Annotated in this window: 14 protein-coding genes; 10 read left to right on the forward strand and 4 right to left on the reverse strand. The window is 64.5% G+C overall.

All coding sequences use genetic code 11. From position 1 onward, the window contains the following. Positions 1-56 precede the first annotated feature (56 nt). From IG178_RS18770 to IG178_RS18810, 9 genes are all read left to right on the forward strand, one after another. Positions 57-1,607, forward strand: a complete 1,551-nt coding sequence (locus IG178_RS18770) for a glucan biosynthesis protein (protein WP_193214117.1) — start codon at positions 57-59, stop codon at positions 1,605-1,607. Further along, positions 1,583-2,173, forward strand: a complete 591-nt coding sequence (locus IG178_RS18775) for a hypothetical protein (RefSeq protein WP_193214118.1) — start codon at positions 1,583-1,585, stop codon at positions 2,171-2,173. Before IG178_RS18770 ends, IG178_RS18775 begins: the two co-directional genes overlap by 25 nt. Next, positions 2,173-4,323 (forward strand): glucans biosynthesis glucosyltransferase MdoH, encoded by a 2,151-nt coding sequence (gene mdoH, locus IG178_RS18780; RefSeq protein WP_193214119.1) that lies wholly within the window; start codon positions 2,173-2,175, stop codon positions 4,321-4,323. The genes IG178_RS18775 and mdoH overlap by 1 nt, the downstream gene beginning before the upstream one ends. 12 nt (positions 4,324-4,335) lie before the next feature. Next, on the forward strand, positions 4,336-5,181 hold the full coding sequence (gene gluQRS / locus IG178_RS18785; protein WP_193214120.1) for a tRNA glutamyl-Q(34) synthetase GluQRS: 846 nt from the start codon (positions 4,336-4,338) through the stop codon (positions 5,179-5,181). 65 nt (positions 5,182-5,246) lie between these two features. After that, positions 5,247-5,459: a hypothetical protein gene (locus IG178_RS18790; RefSeq protein WP_193214121.1), complete on the forward strand. Its 213-nt coding sequence runs from the start codon at positions 5,247-5,249 to the stop codon at positions 5,457-5,459. 88 nt (positions 5,460-5,547) lie between these two features. Next, on the forward strand, positions 5,548-6,048 hold the full coding sequence (locus IG178_RS18795; protein ID WP_193214122.1) for a peptidylprolyl isomerase: 501 nt from the start codon (positions 5,548-5,550) through the stop codon (positions 6,046-6,048). 262 nt (positions 6,049-6,310) lie between these two features. Continuing rightward, positions 6,311-7,033 carry a hypothetical protein gene (locus tag IG178_RS18800; RefSeq protein WP_193214123.1) on the forward strand — a complete coding sequence of 241 codons (723 nt, stop codon included), beginning with the start codon at positions 6,311-6,313 and terminating at the stop codon, positions 7,031-7,033. A gap of 5 nt (positions 7,034-7,038) precedes the next feature. Next, the gene (locus IG178_RS18805; RefSeq protein ID WP_193214124.1) at positions 7,039-7,530 is read left to right on the forward strand and encodes a hypothetical protein; all 492 of its coding nucleotides are present in this window, start codon (positions 7,039-7,041) and stop codon (positions 7,528-7,530) included. Beyond that, positions 7,527-8,549 carry a hypothetical protein gene (locus tag IG178_RS18810; protein WP_193214125.1) on the forward strand — a complete coding sequence of 341 codons (1,023 nt, stop codon included), beginning with the start codon at positions 7,527-7,529 and terminating at the stop codon, positions 8,547-8,549. Before IG178_RS18805 ends, IG178_RS18810 begins: the two co-directional genes overlap by 4 nt. Before the next feature lie 113 nt (positions 8,550-8,662). On the opposite strand, the gene IG178_RS18815 is transcribed toward IG178_RS18810, so the two are convergent. The 4 genes from IG178_RS18815 to IG178_RS18830 are packed head-to-tail and all read right to left on the reverse strand — an operon-like array spanning position 8,663 to position 14,210. Then, positions 8,663-9,895: a hypothetical protein gene (locus IG178_RS18815; protein ID WP_193214126.1), complete on the reverse strand. Its 1,233-nt coding sequence runs from the start codon at positions 9,893-9,895 to the stop codon at positions 8,663-8,665. A 60-nt stretch (positions 9,896-9,955) separates the two neighbouring features. Next, positions 9,956-11,884: a DUF4340 domain-containing protein gene (locus tag IG178_RS18820; RefSeq protein WP_193214127.1), complete on the reverse strand. Its 1,929-nt coding sequence runs from the start codon at positions 11,882-11,884 to the stop codon at positions 9,956-9,958. A 4-nt stretch (positions 11,885-11,888) separates the two neighbouring features. Continuing rightward, positions 11,889-13,451, reverse strand: a complete 1,563-nt coding sequence (locus IG178_RS18825; RefSeq protein WP_193214128.1) for a motility-associated ABC transporter substrate-binding family protein — start codon at positions 13,449-13,451, stop codon at positions 11,889-11,891. Between the two features lie 6 nt (positions 13,452-13,457). After that, positions 13,458-14,210 (reverse strand): ABC transporter permease, encoded by a 753-nt coding sequence (locus IG178_RS18830; RefSeq protein ID WP_193214129.1) that lies wholly within the window; start codon positions 14,208-14,210, stop codon positions 13,458-13,460. A gap of 275 nt (positions 14,211-14,485) precedes the next feature. Between IG178_RS18830 and IG178_RS18835 the strand changes: the two genes are divergently transcribed. Next, positions 14,486-15,502 carry an AAA family ATPase gene (locus IG178_RS18835; protein WP_193214130.1) on the forward strand — a complete coding sequence of 339 codons (1,017 nt, stop codon included), beginning with the start codon at positions 14,486-14,488 and terminating at the stop codon, positions 15,500-15,502. Position 15,503 lies beyond the last annotated feature (1 nt).

Here is a 15,503-nt window from a genome sequence, read left to right on the forward strand (position 1 = left end):
TTGGGGTCTCCGAACCTCGCATTGACAGCCAGCCGCTTCCGGTTAAGCGCTTTGTTGTGGTCCATCGTATTCTTCAACTGCCGGCCGCCGTCGCGCTGGCTTCCGTCGCACTGGGTCAGGACTGGGAACGGGAGGACGTGACCTTCGAAAAAATCGAAGCCCGCGCGAAGCATCTCGCGGACTCCGACTATGTCGCGCCGGACAAGGAATCCTTGCCGGCCTGGATGAAGGACCTGACCTACGACCAGTACCGCGACATCCGCTTCATTCCGGAACGGGCGCTGTGGGCCGCGGAGAAGCTGCCCTTCCGGGCGATGCTCTTCCACCCGGGATATATCTTCCGGGAACCGGTCACGGTGAACGAATACACCGAGACCCATCAACAGCGGATCCGGCTGACCGACGAGTTCTTCAGTTATGGCCCGCTGGTGGACGCTCGCGGGGACTTGCCGCCCGAAGCAGGCTTCGCCGGCGTGCGCCTCCACGCGCCGTTGAACAATCCGGGAATCTTCGACGAGCTGATCGTGTTCCAAGGGGCGAGCTACTGGCGGGCCCTCGGCAAAAACCAGCGCTACGGCATTTCATCCCGCGGCGTGGCGATCGACACCGGGGCGGATGGCGTCGCCGAGGAGTTCCCGATGTTCCGTGAGTTCTGGCTGCGCAAGCCGGTGGCGGAGGACAAGGCATCGATGATGTTCGCGCTGCTCGACGGCCCTTCCTACACCGGTGCCTACGGCTTCGTCATCCAGCCGGGAGACGACACCGTCGTCTCGGTACGGGCCGTGCTCCACGCCCGCAAAGAGGTCAAGCGCCTCGGTCTGGCACCGATGTCGAGCATGTTCTGGTTCGGGGAAAACTCCCGCCGGCGATTCGATGACTTCCGTCCGGAGGTCCACGACTCGGACGGCCTCGCGATCCGCATGGGCAGCGGCGAGCGGATCTGGCGGCCGATCAGCAACGACACGGGCCGCTTGGAATTCAGTTTCTTCTCGATGCAGAAGTGCGAGGGCTTCGGCCTGCTTCAGCGGGACCGCCGCTTCGCCGCTTACGAGGACGGGGAAGCCGCCTACGACCTGCGGCCCTCGCTGTGGATCGAGCCCACCAGCGACTGGGGCGCGGGCAAGGTCATGTTGATGGAAATCTCCACCACCAACGAACTCGCCGACAACACGGTGGCCCTGTGGGAACCCGCGCACACGCCGCAAGCCGGCGAGCGGATCGAGTTCTCCTACAAGCAGCACTGGACGATGTCCGAGGATCCCTCGCAGGCCGGGGGCCACGTGGTGGCGACGCGCACCGGACTCCACGACTGGCAGCCGGAGCAGCGCACGGTCGCGGTCGAGTTCGCCGGCGGTGCGCTCGAAAAATGGCAGGGCGATCCCCCTGAAGCCGTGGTCAGGATCATGAGACCGGGCGATGCCAAGGCGAAGATCCAGGGCGTGGCCGTGCAAGCCCTGCCCGGCGGACGCTGGCGCGTCGGCTTCCAGATCGCACCGCAGGAACAGGACGGCAAGCTGGCGGACATCGGCCCGCTGGAGCTGCGATGCAGCCTGAAGAAGGGCGAGGATTTCCTGACTGAAACATGGGCCTACCGCATCATCCCCTAGAGACGCTGCGACCGCTGAGCGAAACGGAACTCTCGGAATGGGAGGAAGCCTACGCCGCGGTCGAGGCCTATCTCCAGGCCCTGCGCTTGCGCAACCGCTTGCTGGTCGCGGAGCTGGTCCGCGGCATCCTGTGGCGTGCCTCCGCCCGCGGTGCCATGGAGCCCGGGGTGCCGGCGCGGGTGCTGGCGATGGAAGAGACGCTCAGCGAGATCGCCGAGTGGACCCAGGACATCCTGGAGGTGCCGCTTGAAAACCGCCGCCTCGCCGCACGGGGACGCCTCGCGCTGTTGCTGGCCGACATGCCGGGCAAGTGGCAGGGCGTCTTCCTGACCCCGCCGCCTTGGCCGGACGCCTTCACCGAAGGGATGCGCAAGTCCTACCTCGCCGCCGGCCCGAGTTTCGCCGAGCTGACGATGGTGCCCAAGCCCCTCGAGTTGAATGTCATCGGCACCGGAGCCGCCCAGTGGTGGGAGTCGATGGATCGCCGGCCGATCGTGCGGCGGATGTTCGCCGCCCTGTTCCTGACCCTCATCGGAGCCGTCCTGTGGTTCGTCTTTTTTGAATGATGGACGACACCCGCCCAGCCAGCCCGAAACAGACCCGGCCGTTCTTCAGCCCCTTCCGGGCGGCATTGCGGCGGCTGGTCTTCTTCGGCAGCGTCCTGGCCGTCAACGTGGCTGCCACCTACTGGCTCTACGACCTGTTCGCCCGGCTCGGCATGCACCGTGCCTACGTGCTGATGCTCGGCGTGTTCTTCATCCTCAACGGCCTGCTGGTGCTGGGATCGTTCCACGCGCTGTTCGGGGCCTGGGACATCCTCTGGGGCCGCCGGCTCGCGGTGCGGATCTCCAAACTGGCGGACCAGGCCGGCGCCCCCCCCCTCGCCCGCCGCTTCGCCGTGGTGATGCCGGTCTACAACGAGGACAGCACCCGCTTCTGCGCCCGCATCGAGGCGATCTACCGCTCGATCGGGGAAACCGGCCACCTTGCCTCCTTCGATTTCTTCATCCTCAGCGACACCCGCGACCTCGACCTCTGGATCATGGAGGAGACGGCATGGACGAACCTTTGCCGCAAGCTCGGCGGCTTCGGGAAGATCTACTATCGCCGCCGTATCAAAAACGAGAACCGCAAGGCCGGCAACATCGGCGACTTCGTCCGCACCTGGGGTGGCGGCTACGAGGGCATGGTCGTGCTGGATGCCGACAGCCTGATGGACGGCGGCGACATCGTCAAAATGGCGCGGGTGATGGAGGCCTACCCGAACCTCGGGATCCTCCAGACACCTCCGAAGCTGATCCGCGGCTCGTCGGTCTTCACCCGCCTCCAGCAGTTCGCCATGCGGCTCTACGGACCGCTCTTCATCCGTGGCTTGAACTGGTGGCAGCTTGGCGGCGGGAGCTACTGGGGGCACAACGCGCTGATCCGGGTGAAGCCGTTCTCCGACTTCTGCGAACTCCCCGCGCTGCCCGGCCGTGAACCGTTCGGAGGCAAGATCCTCAGCCATGACTTCGTCGAGGCCGCCCTGATGGTTTCGGAGGGCTGGGAGGTCTGGCTCGCCTGGGACATCGAGGGCACCTACGAGGAGGCTCCCCCGACCCTGATCGACCACCTCAAGCGGGACCGCCGCTGGTGCCAGGGAAACCTCCAACACCTGTGGCTGATCTTCGCCCGCAAGCTGCCGCTCACCGTGCGGATGCACCTTTTCATGGGCATCATGGCCTATCTCGCCAGCCCGCTCTGGTTCCTGTTCCTCGTGCTCGGCACCTGGATCGCCTGGGACCGCGAGGCCAGCGGGCTCAGCAACTTGCCCTACAGCGGCACCCCGGTCGATCGCTGGCTGGGCATCGACGGCACCACCCAGAGCCTGATCCTGACCGGAGTGATCTTCGGCCTGCTGTTCCTGCCGAAAATCCTCGCCCTCGCGGGCGCGCTGATCGTGCCGAGGATCCGTCGCTCGTTTGGCGGCGGAATTGCCTTGGTGACCGGAACCCTGCTGGAAACCCTGTTGTCGGTGTTGCTGGCCCCCTGCGTGATGGCCGCCCACACCTTCATGGTCCTGGGCATCGTGCTCGGCCACGCCGTCGGCTGGGGAAACCAGAACCGCGAGACCGACGGCACCGGCTGGGGCGAAGCCGCCAGGGTGCATGCCGCCCCGACACTGATCGGCATCGGCTGGGCCGCCCTCGCCTGGCACATCAGCCCGGTGTTCGCCGGCTGGATGTCGCCGATCCTGCTTGGACTGATCCTTTGCATCCCGGTCTCGGTGTGGACCAGCCGCGTTCGCTACGGCAGGGCCCTGGCCCGGCAGCGGGTTCTGGCCATTCCGGAAGAGCTCGATCCCCCGCCGATCCTGCGACTCGCCGACGTCGCCACCGCTTCGGTGGACCGGGCGCTCGATGCCACGGCCGCGGGCCGCTACGGAGTCGTCGCCGCGGTGGTCGACCCCTATGTGAACGGGGTCCACGTCGCGCTGTTGGAGCCCGGCGACATCACGCCCGGCGACGAGGCCTTGGTTGAACGCTGTCTCACCGATGGACCGGAGTCCCTGTCGAAGTCCGAAATGGCCGGCTTGCTCTACGTGGCCCCCGCCATGCTGATGTTGCACCGCGCGGTGTGGTTGCGGCCGGCTGGCGGCATCCACTCCGTATGGACCCGCGCAGTGGAGAGTTACCGCCGGAGGATCGACGCCGGCACGGTGGAAGAACCCGTCTAACACCCGCAGCCCGTGCCTCCCATCGCGACCCGCTTCGCCCCGAGCCCCACCGGCTACCTGCACCTCGGCCATGTCTTCGCGGCGAAGGTCGCGCGGGATCTGGCCCGCGATCATTCGGGCACCTTCCTGCTCCGTTTCGAGGACATCGATCACACCCGGGTGCGGGAGGAATACTATGCGGCGATTGAAGAGGACCTGGCGTGGCTGGGATTGGAATGGCCCGGCCCGTCGCTCCGCCAGTCCGACCGCGCCCAAGCCTATGCCGGGGCACTTGAGTCCCTCCGGGAGGCAGGCGTGGTCTATCCCTGCTTCTGCACGCGCCGGGAAATCGAAGAAGAGGTGTCGAGCATGTCGCGGGCGCCCCACGGCCCGGAAGGAGCCCTCTATCCCGGAACCTGCCGACACCTCACCGACGACGAGCAGGAGCGCAGGATTCGTTCCGGCAGGCAGCCCGCCTGGCGTCTCGATGTCGCGAAGGCGGCGGAAATCACCGGATCCCTCGCCTTCACCGACATGATCCATGGCAAGCAGGCGGTCGATCCGGCCCTGCTCGGCGACGTCGTCCTCGCCCGCAAGGACATCGGCACGTCCTACCACCTCGCCGTGGTGGTCGACGATGCGTTCCAAGACATCACCCACGTCACCCGGGGCGAGGACCTGCTGCCATCGACCCACATCCACCGCCAGTTGCAGGCAATCCTGGAACTCCCGGAACCGACCTACCTGCACCACCGGCTGGTGACCGATGAAAATGGCGTCCGTTTGGCAAAGCGCCACGACGCCCTTTCCGTCCGGCAGCTGCGCGAAGGCGGGAGTTCACCGGACCAGATTCTCGGCATGCTTGAAGCTCGAGCTTGAGCCTTACAAACCGCCCTGCTTTCCCGTCTTGTGAATGGCTCCCATCCTGAGACATTCCGGTCGGGTTGAGTTTAGAGCCATACAACATTCTCGCGGGTTTCGTTTTCGGGATGATCGGATTCGGGGCCTGGCGCTACGGCCGCTCGCTCGACCGCTGGAAACCGGTGGCCATCGGTCTGGCCCTCATGATCTATCCCTACCTGACGCCGTGGGCTTGGCTCACCTGGACCATCGGCATCGGCCTGTTGGTCCTGTTGTGGTTCCACCACGATGTGTGAGCGCCGGGGGATGGCATCGGCCGCGGCCCACCTTGTGCCCGCATTTCGCTCTGGCATCTTGCGGTCGGCTTTTCGATGGTTCCCACCCATGTCTGACATCCGCATCACGCTCCACACCGACAAGGGCGACATCGACGCCACCATCTTCGCCTCGAAGGTTCCCATGACCTCGGCGAACTTCCTCAATCTCGCGAAGCGCGGTTACTACGAAGGGATCTCCTTCCACCGGGTCATCGCCAATTTCATGATCCAGGGCGGCGACCCCACCGGACTGGGTTCCGGCGGCCCGGGCTATCGCTTCGCCGACGAGATCGACCCGTCGCTGAAGCACAACAAGGCCGGGATCTTTTCGATGGCCAACGCGGGCCCCAACACCAACGGCAGCCAGTTCTTCATCACCCACCTGCCGACACCTCACCTCGACGGCAAGCACGCGGTTTTCGGCGAAGTGACCCAGGGCCAGGACGTCGTCGACCGGATCGCCAAAGGCGACAAGATCAAGTCGATCACCCTCCATGACGATCCGACCGCGCTGTTCGAGAGCCAAAAGGACTACGTTGAGCACTGGAATTCGATCCTCGATCGCTGATCCTGGCAACGGAATCGGCTATTTACTTAAGTTCCGTTAATTATCCTCAGCCCTTGGTGTTTCTCGTCCGGAGACCACACCAAGGGCCTTTTACTGCACTTTTTCAGCCCGAGGTTCCCAAAATCGGACAAATCACGCCACCACCGGAATCCCTGAAACCTACGCAATCACGTAAAACCTCTCAGTTCACTTGATTTTCCGCGGGGTCGGGTGCTTCTTCCGGCCCGTCAGCCCCCCGCTGACGCTGTTCCCCCACCCCCCTATGTATTCCCCCGCATCCCCCCGCGGTGGAGTCGCGCCCGCAGGCATCTTTGCATGCCTGTGCCTCGCGGCTTCCGCCCTCGCAGAAGACACCAATGTTCCTCGCGGAACCCTCACCGTGGATCGCGACCTGATCCGCGTCGGATTGAAGTCCCAGCTTTCTTGGGACATCACCTATCCCACCAAGGCCGCTGACCTGGTCAACAAGGACAAGGACGGCAACTGCGTGCCCAAGACCCGGGTCCGCATGCAGGTCCGCGTCCTCGCCGCAGCCTTCGGCAACAATGTGCGTTACCTCGATGTCGATGGCCGGATCATCGTCAATGGCAGCAGCACCCGCATCTTCAGCGGTGACCAGACCGACGTGAATCCGTCGAAGGTGGTCTTTGACAAGATCGTCGAGAGGAACTCGACCATCAGCGTCACCGGATTCGCCTACGACTACCAGACCCGCCCGACCACCACCTACTCCTGCACCACCACCCGGACTGACAAATCCGTCGTGGCGCTGTTCGACGGTGAAGCGTTGCCGAGCCACCAGGCATCGATGTACCCGGGCATGCAACTGAACGCGCTGGACTACATCGCGAACTACATGGACGCCGGCAACAAGGCGAACATCGGCTCCGACCAGGTGATCTTCCTCGGCGACTTCAACCCCTACGGCAGCGCCGGGTATGACCTGAACGACTACGTCATCATCATCACCTTCACCGCGGCTTGATCGCCATGAAAGCCGCTCCCCCCATCCTCGCCCTCACGGGCCTGTTCGCAGGTCCCCTGATGGCGGCCCCTCCCGGTGTCAGCCCCTTTGCCGGCCTCGCACAGTCGCCGCCTACCGGAGACTCGGGGAAGACAACCGTCCGCCCCGGCAACCAGTCGATCATCGCCCAGTCCACCATCCTCCATGACGGTGAAACCTGGACGCTGCTGCCCAAGGGTGCGGTTCTCTACACGCCGCCATCCAGGCAGGCCAATGTGGATGCCAAACCCGTCGGCAAACTGCTGACGTGGAACGAATTCCTCGTCAAGAACCGTGCTTGGATCGGCACCCAGGAGGTCGATCTCGACCAGGCCGCGGGCAAGCGCCTGATCCCTGAGGACCGCCTGCAAGCGTGGTCCAAGCAGAACCAGGTGATCGTCGCCGTCTACCTCTCCGGTCCCATCTCCCTGGTCTCCCCACCTTCGGAATCCATCACGACCACCGCCCAGAATCCATGAAATCGACCCTCGCACTGGCCATCGCCATCGCCGGATGCCAGCTCCCCCTGCTCGCCGGCAGCGAAAACTACACGAACTTCGTCCGGCAGTATCAACAGGGAACGGGCGTGAGCTGGGACATGCAGAATGTCGCCGCCAAGGGAGCCGCCACTGCTCTGGCGGGCCTCGAGGCAAACGGCGCGCTCTTCCAGCTTTGGACCATCGACAAGGAGGAGGGCACCGACTATCTGCTCGATCAGAAGACCGTCGGCGCCTACCTCCCGAAGGCGGAGGTCAAGGTCGTCACGCTCGACCCCTACGAGAAGTTCCCCCGAACCCGTGCCGACAAGCCGTTCACGGTGAACATCACCGTCGGCGACCTTCTCGCCGGAACCACCGGCCTGCCTCTCGCATCGACGAGCGTCCTCGCCGAGCACCACGTCGTCCTTTACCAGGAGGACGAAATGTCGATTCCTTCCGGTTCCCCGACCGCCGGCACCCCGCTGGCGAGCGGCTATATCACGACCAACGGCTTGACGGCCTTGCCCTTCGAACGGTCGACGATCCAACCGGCCGACGGCAAGAACCCCGCCGGCGAGGAGCACTTCGTCGTGCACGCCCTTTCGGACGGATCGATCGCGCAAACCCAGATCGCCGCCGGCTTCGTCCAGGTCTGGCCGGTCGCCAGCGGATCGATCAACGGCATCACCGAAGGCCAGCGGATCGCCTACGACCCGCCGCCGCTCACGCTCGTGCTCAACGACCTCTATCCCGGCAGCTACAGCTACCTGCGGATCCGCCACGTGGCTTCTGGCACCACCAAGCGCCTCGAGCAGTCCAGGTTCGTGCTCAGCCAGGAGCCGACCCATACGGACAAGTTGATCACGGTGTCCGACTACAACGACGAGTTGTCGGGCGAAGGCACCTACAACTTCGAGTTGGTCACGGAAACGCCCTTCGGTGCGGAAGTGCTCAGTTCGGTCAGCATCGAAGTGGACCGGGTGCTCCAGATCCGCGCCCAGATGACCGGCGTGGAATGACCCGGATTTGAGACCCTCACAAGTTCCCCCCGATACCCGGGCCGGCCGGCAGCGACGGAGAATGCGACACTCCCCCCGACGCATCCTTCGCGCTGTCCGGCCGGTTCGATTCTTCAGTCGTTCCACCCGGGCAAGGTTTCACTCAGAATCGCGGTGATCCGCCGGCGTTCGGAAGCTTTCAGCCAGTCGAAAAACGGATCCTCGCCCGCAAGCACGGCGTGCATCCGTTCCAACACCACCCGCTTCACCCGCGCGGGCAGGTCCCGGAAAGCGTCGGAGTAGACCATGTAGGAACAGCGGTTCTTGAAGATCCTGCTGTAGAGTTGGAAGTCCGCCAGCGACTGGCCGTCGCGGGTACTTGGGAACCGCGCGGTGAATGCTTTCTGGAAGGCTTCCCCGCCCTCGATCCCCTCGCCCGGATCCGCTTCCCCGGTGAAGAAAAGACACTGGACGATCTTCTCCGCCATCGCGTCCGCCACCCGCCCCGCGGAACCCTGGTCCGCGTCCGCGGTGGGGTCGAGGACCTCGCTCAGGTAGCGGGCCCGGCGATACTGGAGCGAAGCCGCGTTCAGAAGGCTGTGCATCCGGCATTGGTGCTCCAGCACCATCAAGGCCACGATGTCACTTGTCGGCCTGGGATATTTCGAGACATCGATCTCAGCCCGCAGGTCGGCGAGCTCGCTGGGTCGCGGCAAGCCCTCGTCCCCTTCCGCATAGACGCGGTTGCCCAGGTGGCCGAGCGAACTACGACCCGTCACGTAGTAACCGCCCCAGCGCTCGGCGAGCGGCGTCGAATGGGTCACATGGCTGGTTCCCATTGCGAGCAGCGGGTGACCGTCGGCATCCGGATAAACCGAACGGACCAGCAAACCCGGCACGTTTTCGGTCCGCGACGTGCCGTGGCACGACATGCAGTTCGACAGGTCGCGTTCGATCCTCATGCCTCGCGGACCCTTTTCCTCGATCAGATAGAAGACCGGTCCCAACACCGGATCCTGCACCACCGCTTCGATCGCGCCGCCCGGGACGTAGCCGACGTAGGTATTCTCAGAAAAGTACAAGCTGCGCGGATTCCGCGGGTCGATCAGCGGGTTCTGGTGGCTGGTCTTGGAAAACACCAGCATCTGCGACTCCTCCGGGACATCCAGCTCGTGCAGCACGAACTTCAGGCGATCCAAGCCCGTCGCCCCCTCGACCTTCCGCGCGCCGGATTCCAGATCAGCCGCCAGTTTCGCCAGCGAGTCGGTGGCCTTCGTGTCCGAATAGCGCAGCGGCGGCAGATCCCAGAAATCCGCCTCGCCCGCGGCCCACTGCACCAGGGCCAGAAAGATCAAGCAACGCTTCACGTCCCCAGATAACGCCACCGCGGCCGGTTTTCATACGCCGATCTTGCGGGATGCGCCGCCTCAATCGTCGCCGAACAGGTCCACCGCCAGCCGCCGGACCGTTTCCGGCCCCAGCAGGAATGCGTGCGGATCATTGCCGATGCGGCCGTAGAAAATCACGTTGGTGGCGCTGTCGCTGCCGGGGGCAAGCACCAGCTCGCGCTCCTCGATGCCCGTGAACATCGCATTCTTGTCGTAGGCCTTCACCGCCAGCTTGAACCGCAGGACCGGCTTGGCCAGTGCCGCCAGGGCATCGGGATCATCGGGCGCCAGCCAGGTGTCGCACTGGATGTCGAGCAAGAGCTTGAGCAGACGGTTGGCGCGGTCGGTGACCAGCTCCGGCCCGCGGTCGACGCCGCCTTCGCGCGCCTTCCATGTCTCGGTGAGGAAATCGTATTCAAGCACGAGCGGCGGACGCCCTTCCATGTCACGCTCGAACCCGATCAGGTCGATCGCGGGAATCGACCAGACGCCCGGATGCCGCCACTGCCAGGACCGCGTGAAGATCTCGAAGATGAACTCGTCGTCCAAGCGCATCACCGTCGGCACGCCGACCCGCATCGCATACCAGATGCCCTCGCGCGACTGGCCGAAAACGATCTCGAAGCCCTCGTTTCCAAACGACGCGAAACGCAGCGACAAGGACGGACGATCCAGCCCGTACGGCTCCAGGTTCACCGCGGCGTCGCTCACGAACTCCGCGACCTTGGTCTGGGTCATCGCCTTGAGCAGCCGGTAGATCGCAATCTCGTTGATCGGTTCCATCCGGCCGTTGTGCCGATATTGCCACGCTTGGCCCTTCTCACGAGCGACCAGGATCTCCTCGGAGGTCGCGGGAGAGATCAGGATCCCCTGCAAGCTCTCGACGTCGATGTTGGTGAGCATCGGGTTCCGCAGCTCGTTGACCGTATCGGGCAGCCCTGCGAGGGAAACCACCTCGTCGCCCGAGCCTTCCGCCGCTGGCGATCCATCCTCCGCCACACCCGGGCCGAGCGGCTTGAGCCGCAGCTCAAAAACCGTGCCGGGCCGGTCGCTGACCGTGGCCAGCACGGTGTCCGCCTCCGGGGTCGCCGGCGGGTAAATCTCAAGCACCACCTCTTCTTCCTGACCGAAATGCCGGATCGCGATCTTTTGGCGGCCGTTGGTGTCGTCGGCCGGCAACGTGACCTCGGAGCGATCCGATACCTTGACCGCGCGGAGCTTGAACAGATCCTCGATCAGCTTCTTCACCGCCTCCGGATCGGTGCGCAGCTCCAGCGGCTGGACGATCCGCCAGGGTGCCTGGGCGTCGAAGCGGGCCATCACCAGGTTGCTGTCGCTGCCCTGGATGCGGATGGACTCGAGCCCGAAGGGATTGAAAAGGAACGGGTGATGATCGCGCAAATGGCGGAAGCCGTCCTTGAAGATCGGATGGATATCGCCGGTGCAAGCGTAGATGAAGCCTTCGCGCCCGTCATCGAGCGGTTGGATGAACACCGTCGGGAACTCTTCCCCCGACTCCTCGTCGCGGTGGATCCATTCGGTCTTCCGGCCCAGGAGGTAACGGGCCATCTCCTCGCCGTCCTGGTCGGTGATTTGGATGCCGATGGTGCCCTCGCGCAAGTCCGCCTTGGCGGTGTCGATCTTGCCTTCCGGGATGATGTCCTCGACCCGGGTTCCGATCGTGAACTGCCGGATCGCCGCCGCGGCGCGGGGGTCCATGCGGTCGTCCCACGGCTTCTTCAAGTGCCAGATCCCGTCCTTGAAGACGGCCTCGGCCCGGACGCCGTTGCCCGACAGCACGAAGCGGCGGATATCCTTGGTATCAAACTTGTAGAGATACTCTCCGACCCCGGTTGCCGGCGCCCCGAACAGCTTCTCCAGGCTGCCCTGGCTGAGGCGGAGCGCAGCCGTGAGGCTCACCGCGACGGTGACCAGCAGCAACAGCAGCGTGTAGGTGAAAGAGCGCATGGAATCAGGCGCGACGCGAAGACCAGACGATGGCGGCGATGGCCAGCGCGAAGGCCGGCAGGAAGAACAGGTTCACCCGGTTGATGAACGACACCTGGCTGTCCAGCAGCGGCAGCTTGTAGGTGCCCAAGGTGCGGGGGCCGGTGCCGGTCAGCTCCTCGCGTCCGATCAGCCAGTTCACGCAGCTTGCCAGGAAGTCCTTGTTCATGTCCGAGAAGTACTTCGGAGAGAGGAAGTCCGAGTTCGAGATCACCACCATGCGGGAGATCTGGTCCCCCAGGTCGTCGCGGGTCGCCGCGCCGCGGATCACCGCGCCGGCCAGCCGGATCGGTCCGGGGTTGTCCTCGCGCAGGTCGAATTCGGGTTTGGCGGTCGAGAACGCGGTCTCGCCCCAGAAGTTCGGACCGGTTGCCAGCAGCGTGTACGGCCGGATCCCGCGGCCGGTCAGGTCCTCGTTGTCCTTGTCCCGGATGTCGAGGCTGCAGGTTTCCCCTTCGAGGGTCGTCGTCTTCTCCCAAAGGTCACGGGTGAACTCCATGCCGCCCTGGAACTCCGCCCGGACATTGGTCACCACATGCTCGCCGCGTTTGGTGATGACGCGGTCGCGGCCCGGCGTGATCCCGAGATTCCGCAGGAAAGCCCGCAGCCGGGGCGGAGTCTCGCCGCCCAGGGTCACCAGCAGCGACGACTTCGGCCGGGTCCAGTACTCGGAGAGCACCTCCAGCTCCTGAGGGGTGAAATCGTAGGCCGGATTGATGATCGCGACCGCCGCCGCGTCGTCCGGGATTTTCGCCAGCCCCGCGATCTGCAGCGGCTCGGTCAGGGCATTCTGGGTCAGCAAAGCACCAGAGAAATTCATCAGCGGTGAATCCGCGCTTTCACTGGAATAACCGCTCTTGTCCGCCAGCAGGTAAATCTGCCGCGGTTTGCCCTCGATCGCCGCCACCAACCCGGTGGTCAAGGCATCCTCGCCGAGGAACCCGCTGATCTTGCGCTTTCCTTCGAGATCGGTTTCGAAGCTGGCCATCGCGGTCGATTCCACGAAGCGCACGTGACGGCTCGCCAGGCGTTCGGTTCCTTGTTCCGGGACCGCTTCCCGCTCCTCGGCGGTCCGCGCGTCGATGATGGCCAGATCGGAGGTGAACATCGACTTGGAGAAGGCGCTGGCAAAGGCCTTGCCGTATTCCTTGGCGACCTGCTGGGTTCGGTCCGGCGACCGCACCGGGTCCAGCAGCTCGAGCTTCACCTTCCCGCCGGAGAGGCGGAAGTATTCCTCGCCCAGCGCACGCACCCGGTCATAGAGGCCGTTGTTGCGCTTGAACGCGATCAACATCCGGATCGGATCCTTCCGCTCCTGCACCGCCGGTGACTCGAGATAGCGCCGGGTCGCCGACGACAGGGTGAAGGCGGTGTCCGAACTGAGGTCCTTCGGGACGTAATGGAGCGCCCCCAGGTAGTTCACCGCCAGGAACAAGAGGATGAAACAAATGACCTGCGCCAGGGTGAGCGCCCCGGTGCCGAAGCGATGGACCGGCTTCGCCTGGGTTTTATCGGAATCCTTGCTCATGAATCTTCAGCGACGCCAGCGACGGTAGTCGACGACTTGGTAGGTGATGAAAAGGACGAACACCGTCGCGCTCAGGTAGTAAACCACCGGCCGGGTATCCAGCAGCCCCTTGGCGAAGTAGTGGAGGTGCTCCTGGCTCGAAATGTAGTGGAACATCGGCGCCGCGCGGAAATTCTCACCCCAGATCACCGTCACGTAGCCGAGGAAATACTGGATCACCAGCAGGCCGATCGTCATCAGCCCGGCGATGATCTGGCTGGAGGTCAGCGCCGATGCCAGGCATCCGACCGCCGTGAACGCCGCCCCCATCAGCAGGATGATCGCGTAGGCGCCGAACATCGCCCCCGGCGAATAGGCCGGAGGCACGTCGGTGACCCATTCATACATCCGGAACTGGATGAAGCTGGGAATCCACAGCAGCGTGTAGAACACCATCGCGGCACCATATTTCGAAAGCACCACCTGCCAGGTCTTCACCGGGGCGGTCAGCAGGCCTTCCAGCGTGCCGCTGCGCTCCTCCTCCGCGAACGAGCGCATCGTGATCAGCGGGAAAATGAACAGGAACCAGAACCAGAACAGCGGCGTGTGGAAAACCGCCCACACCAGGCTGTCCTGACGGGGGGAATCGCGGAATCCCTTCATCGCCGTCGACAGGGCGGCCCCCTGCATCACGGTGACGAAGGCAAACACCACCCAGCCGAAGGGATTCAGGAAGAATCCTTTCAGCTCTTTGCGGAGCATGATGAAGAGCAGGCGCATGGTCGGTCCCTCGCGGGGCCGCTTGTTTAGGGAAAGTCCCTTGCGGCGGAAACACCAAAATCGGCGGATCGGGCGATGTCCGTCCGCCGGACTCTCCGCGCCGTTTCAAGCACCCGGCGCCCCACGTCCGGCCCCAAACCCCGGCGCCAGCCACCGCAATTACCGCCACTCCCGCCAATTGCCGACATTCCAACATCCCTGCGGCTTTTTCATCGCATCTTCACATGAACCTCGGATACACCGTCGAGAGTCGAAATCGTTAGATCCTTTTCATCATGGAATACGCCTCGGAAACGGAAGTCGGTACCGCCGGCAAGCATGTGCGGTCGCTTTCCGCCGCCTTGAACCAAGTCTTGTTCGGCCAGTCGGAATTGGTCGACCTCGTCCTGACCGGCGTGCTGGCCCGCGGCCACATCCTGCTCGAAGGCCTGCCGGGACTGGGCAAGACGGAGCTGGTCAAGGGCTTGTCCAAGACGCTGCGGCTCGGCACCAAGCGCGTCCAGTTCACCCCCGACCTGCTGCCCGGCGACATCACTGGCAACCCGGTGCTGCAGGAGATCGACGGCCGCCGGGCCTTCGTGTTCCAGCCGGGCCCCCTCTTCACCAACATCGTGCTGGCGGACGAAATCAACCGCGCCTCGCCCAAGACCCAGTCGGCCTTGCTCGAGGCGATGCAGGAACGGCGGGTCACGGTGCTCGGCGAAACCCATGAGTTGCCGAAGCCTTTCTTCGTGCTCGCCACCCAGAACCCGATCGAACTCGAAGGTACCTATCCCCTTCCCGAGGCCCAGCTCGACCGCTTCCTCTTCAAGCTCGAGGTCACCCGCAACAACGTCGAAACCCTTGAGAAAATCGTCACCCAGCGCGAACTCGGCGCGGAACCGAAGGTGGAGGCGATCATGGATGCCGCCACGCTCGAGGATGTCCTCAACCTGGTGCGGCGCATCTATCTTCCCGACGTGGTGGCGAATTACATCGCCCGGCTGGTCGATGGGACCCACCCGGGGCAGAGCAATGCCGCGCGCGGCATCCGCTACGGGGCGAGTCCGCGTGCCGCCCTGTCCCTGGCGTCCGCCGCCAAGGCCCGCGCCCTGATGAACGAGCGGACCCATGCCTCGTTCGAGGACGTTCGCTTCGTCGCCCCGGCCGTGCTGCGTCACCGCATCGTGCTGGAGTACAACGCACGGGTCGAGGGACTGTCCAACAACGACGTCGTCCGCAGCCTGCTCGAAGAGGTGCCGTTCCAGGGCGGGGCCACGCCGAAGACCCTCAAGCCCGTGACCACGGCCTGAT

Source organism: Neoluteolibacter marinus (assembly GCF_014904755.1).
In the GTDB taxonomy this organism is placed as follows: Bacteria; Verrucomicrobiota; Verrucomicrobiia; order Verrucomicrobiales; family Akkermansiaceae; genus Haloferula; species Haloferula marina.

What these genes read in the sequence shown, in the direction of transcription:
- IG178_RS18775 (WP_193214118.1), top strand. Translation starts at nt 1,583, where the DNA reads ATGGGCCTACCGCATCATCCCCTAGAGACGCTGCGACCGCTGAGCGAA.
- mdoH (WP_193214119.1), top strand. Translation starts at nt 2,173, where the DNA reads ATGGACGACACCCGCCCAGCCAGCCCGAAACAGACCCGGCCGTTCTTC.
- IG178_RS18835 (WP_193214130.1), top strand. Translation starts at nt 14,486, where the DNA reads ATGGAATACGCCTCGGAAACGGAAGTCGGTACCGCCGGCAAGCATGTG.
- IG178_RS18820 (WP_193214127.1), bottom strand. Translation starts at nt 11,884, where the DNA reads ATGCGCTCTTTCACCTACACGCTGCTGTTGCTGCTGGTCACCGTCGCG.
- IG178_RS18800 (WP_193214123.1), top strand. Translation starts at nt 6,311, where the DNA reads ATGTATTCCCCCGCATCCCCCCGCGGTGGAGTCGCGCCCGCAGGCATC.
- IG178_RS18805 (WP_193214124.1), top strand. Translation starts at nt 7,039, where the DNA reads ATGAAAGCCGCTCCCCCCATCCTCGCCCTCACGGGCCTGTTCGCAGGT.
- IG178_RS18825 (WP_193214128.1), bottom strand. Translation starts at nt 13,451, where the DNA reads ATGAGCAAGGATTCCGATAAAACCCAGGCGAAGCCGGTCCATCGCTTC.
- IG178_RS18830 (WP_193214129.1), bottom strand. Translation starts at nt 14,210, where the DNA reads ATGCGCCTGCTCTTCATCATGCTCCGCAAAGAGCTGAAAGGATTCTTC.
- IG178_RS18795 (WP_193214122.1), top strand. Translation starts at nt 5,548, where the DNA reads ATGTCTGACATCCGCATCACGCTCCACACCGACAAGGGCGACATCGAC.
- IG178_RS18810 (WP_193214125.1), top strand. Translation starts at nt 7,527, where the DNA reads ATGAAATCGACCCTCGCACTGGCCATCGCCATCGCCGGATGCCAGCTC.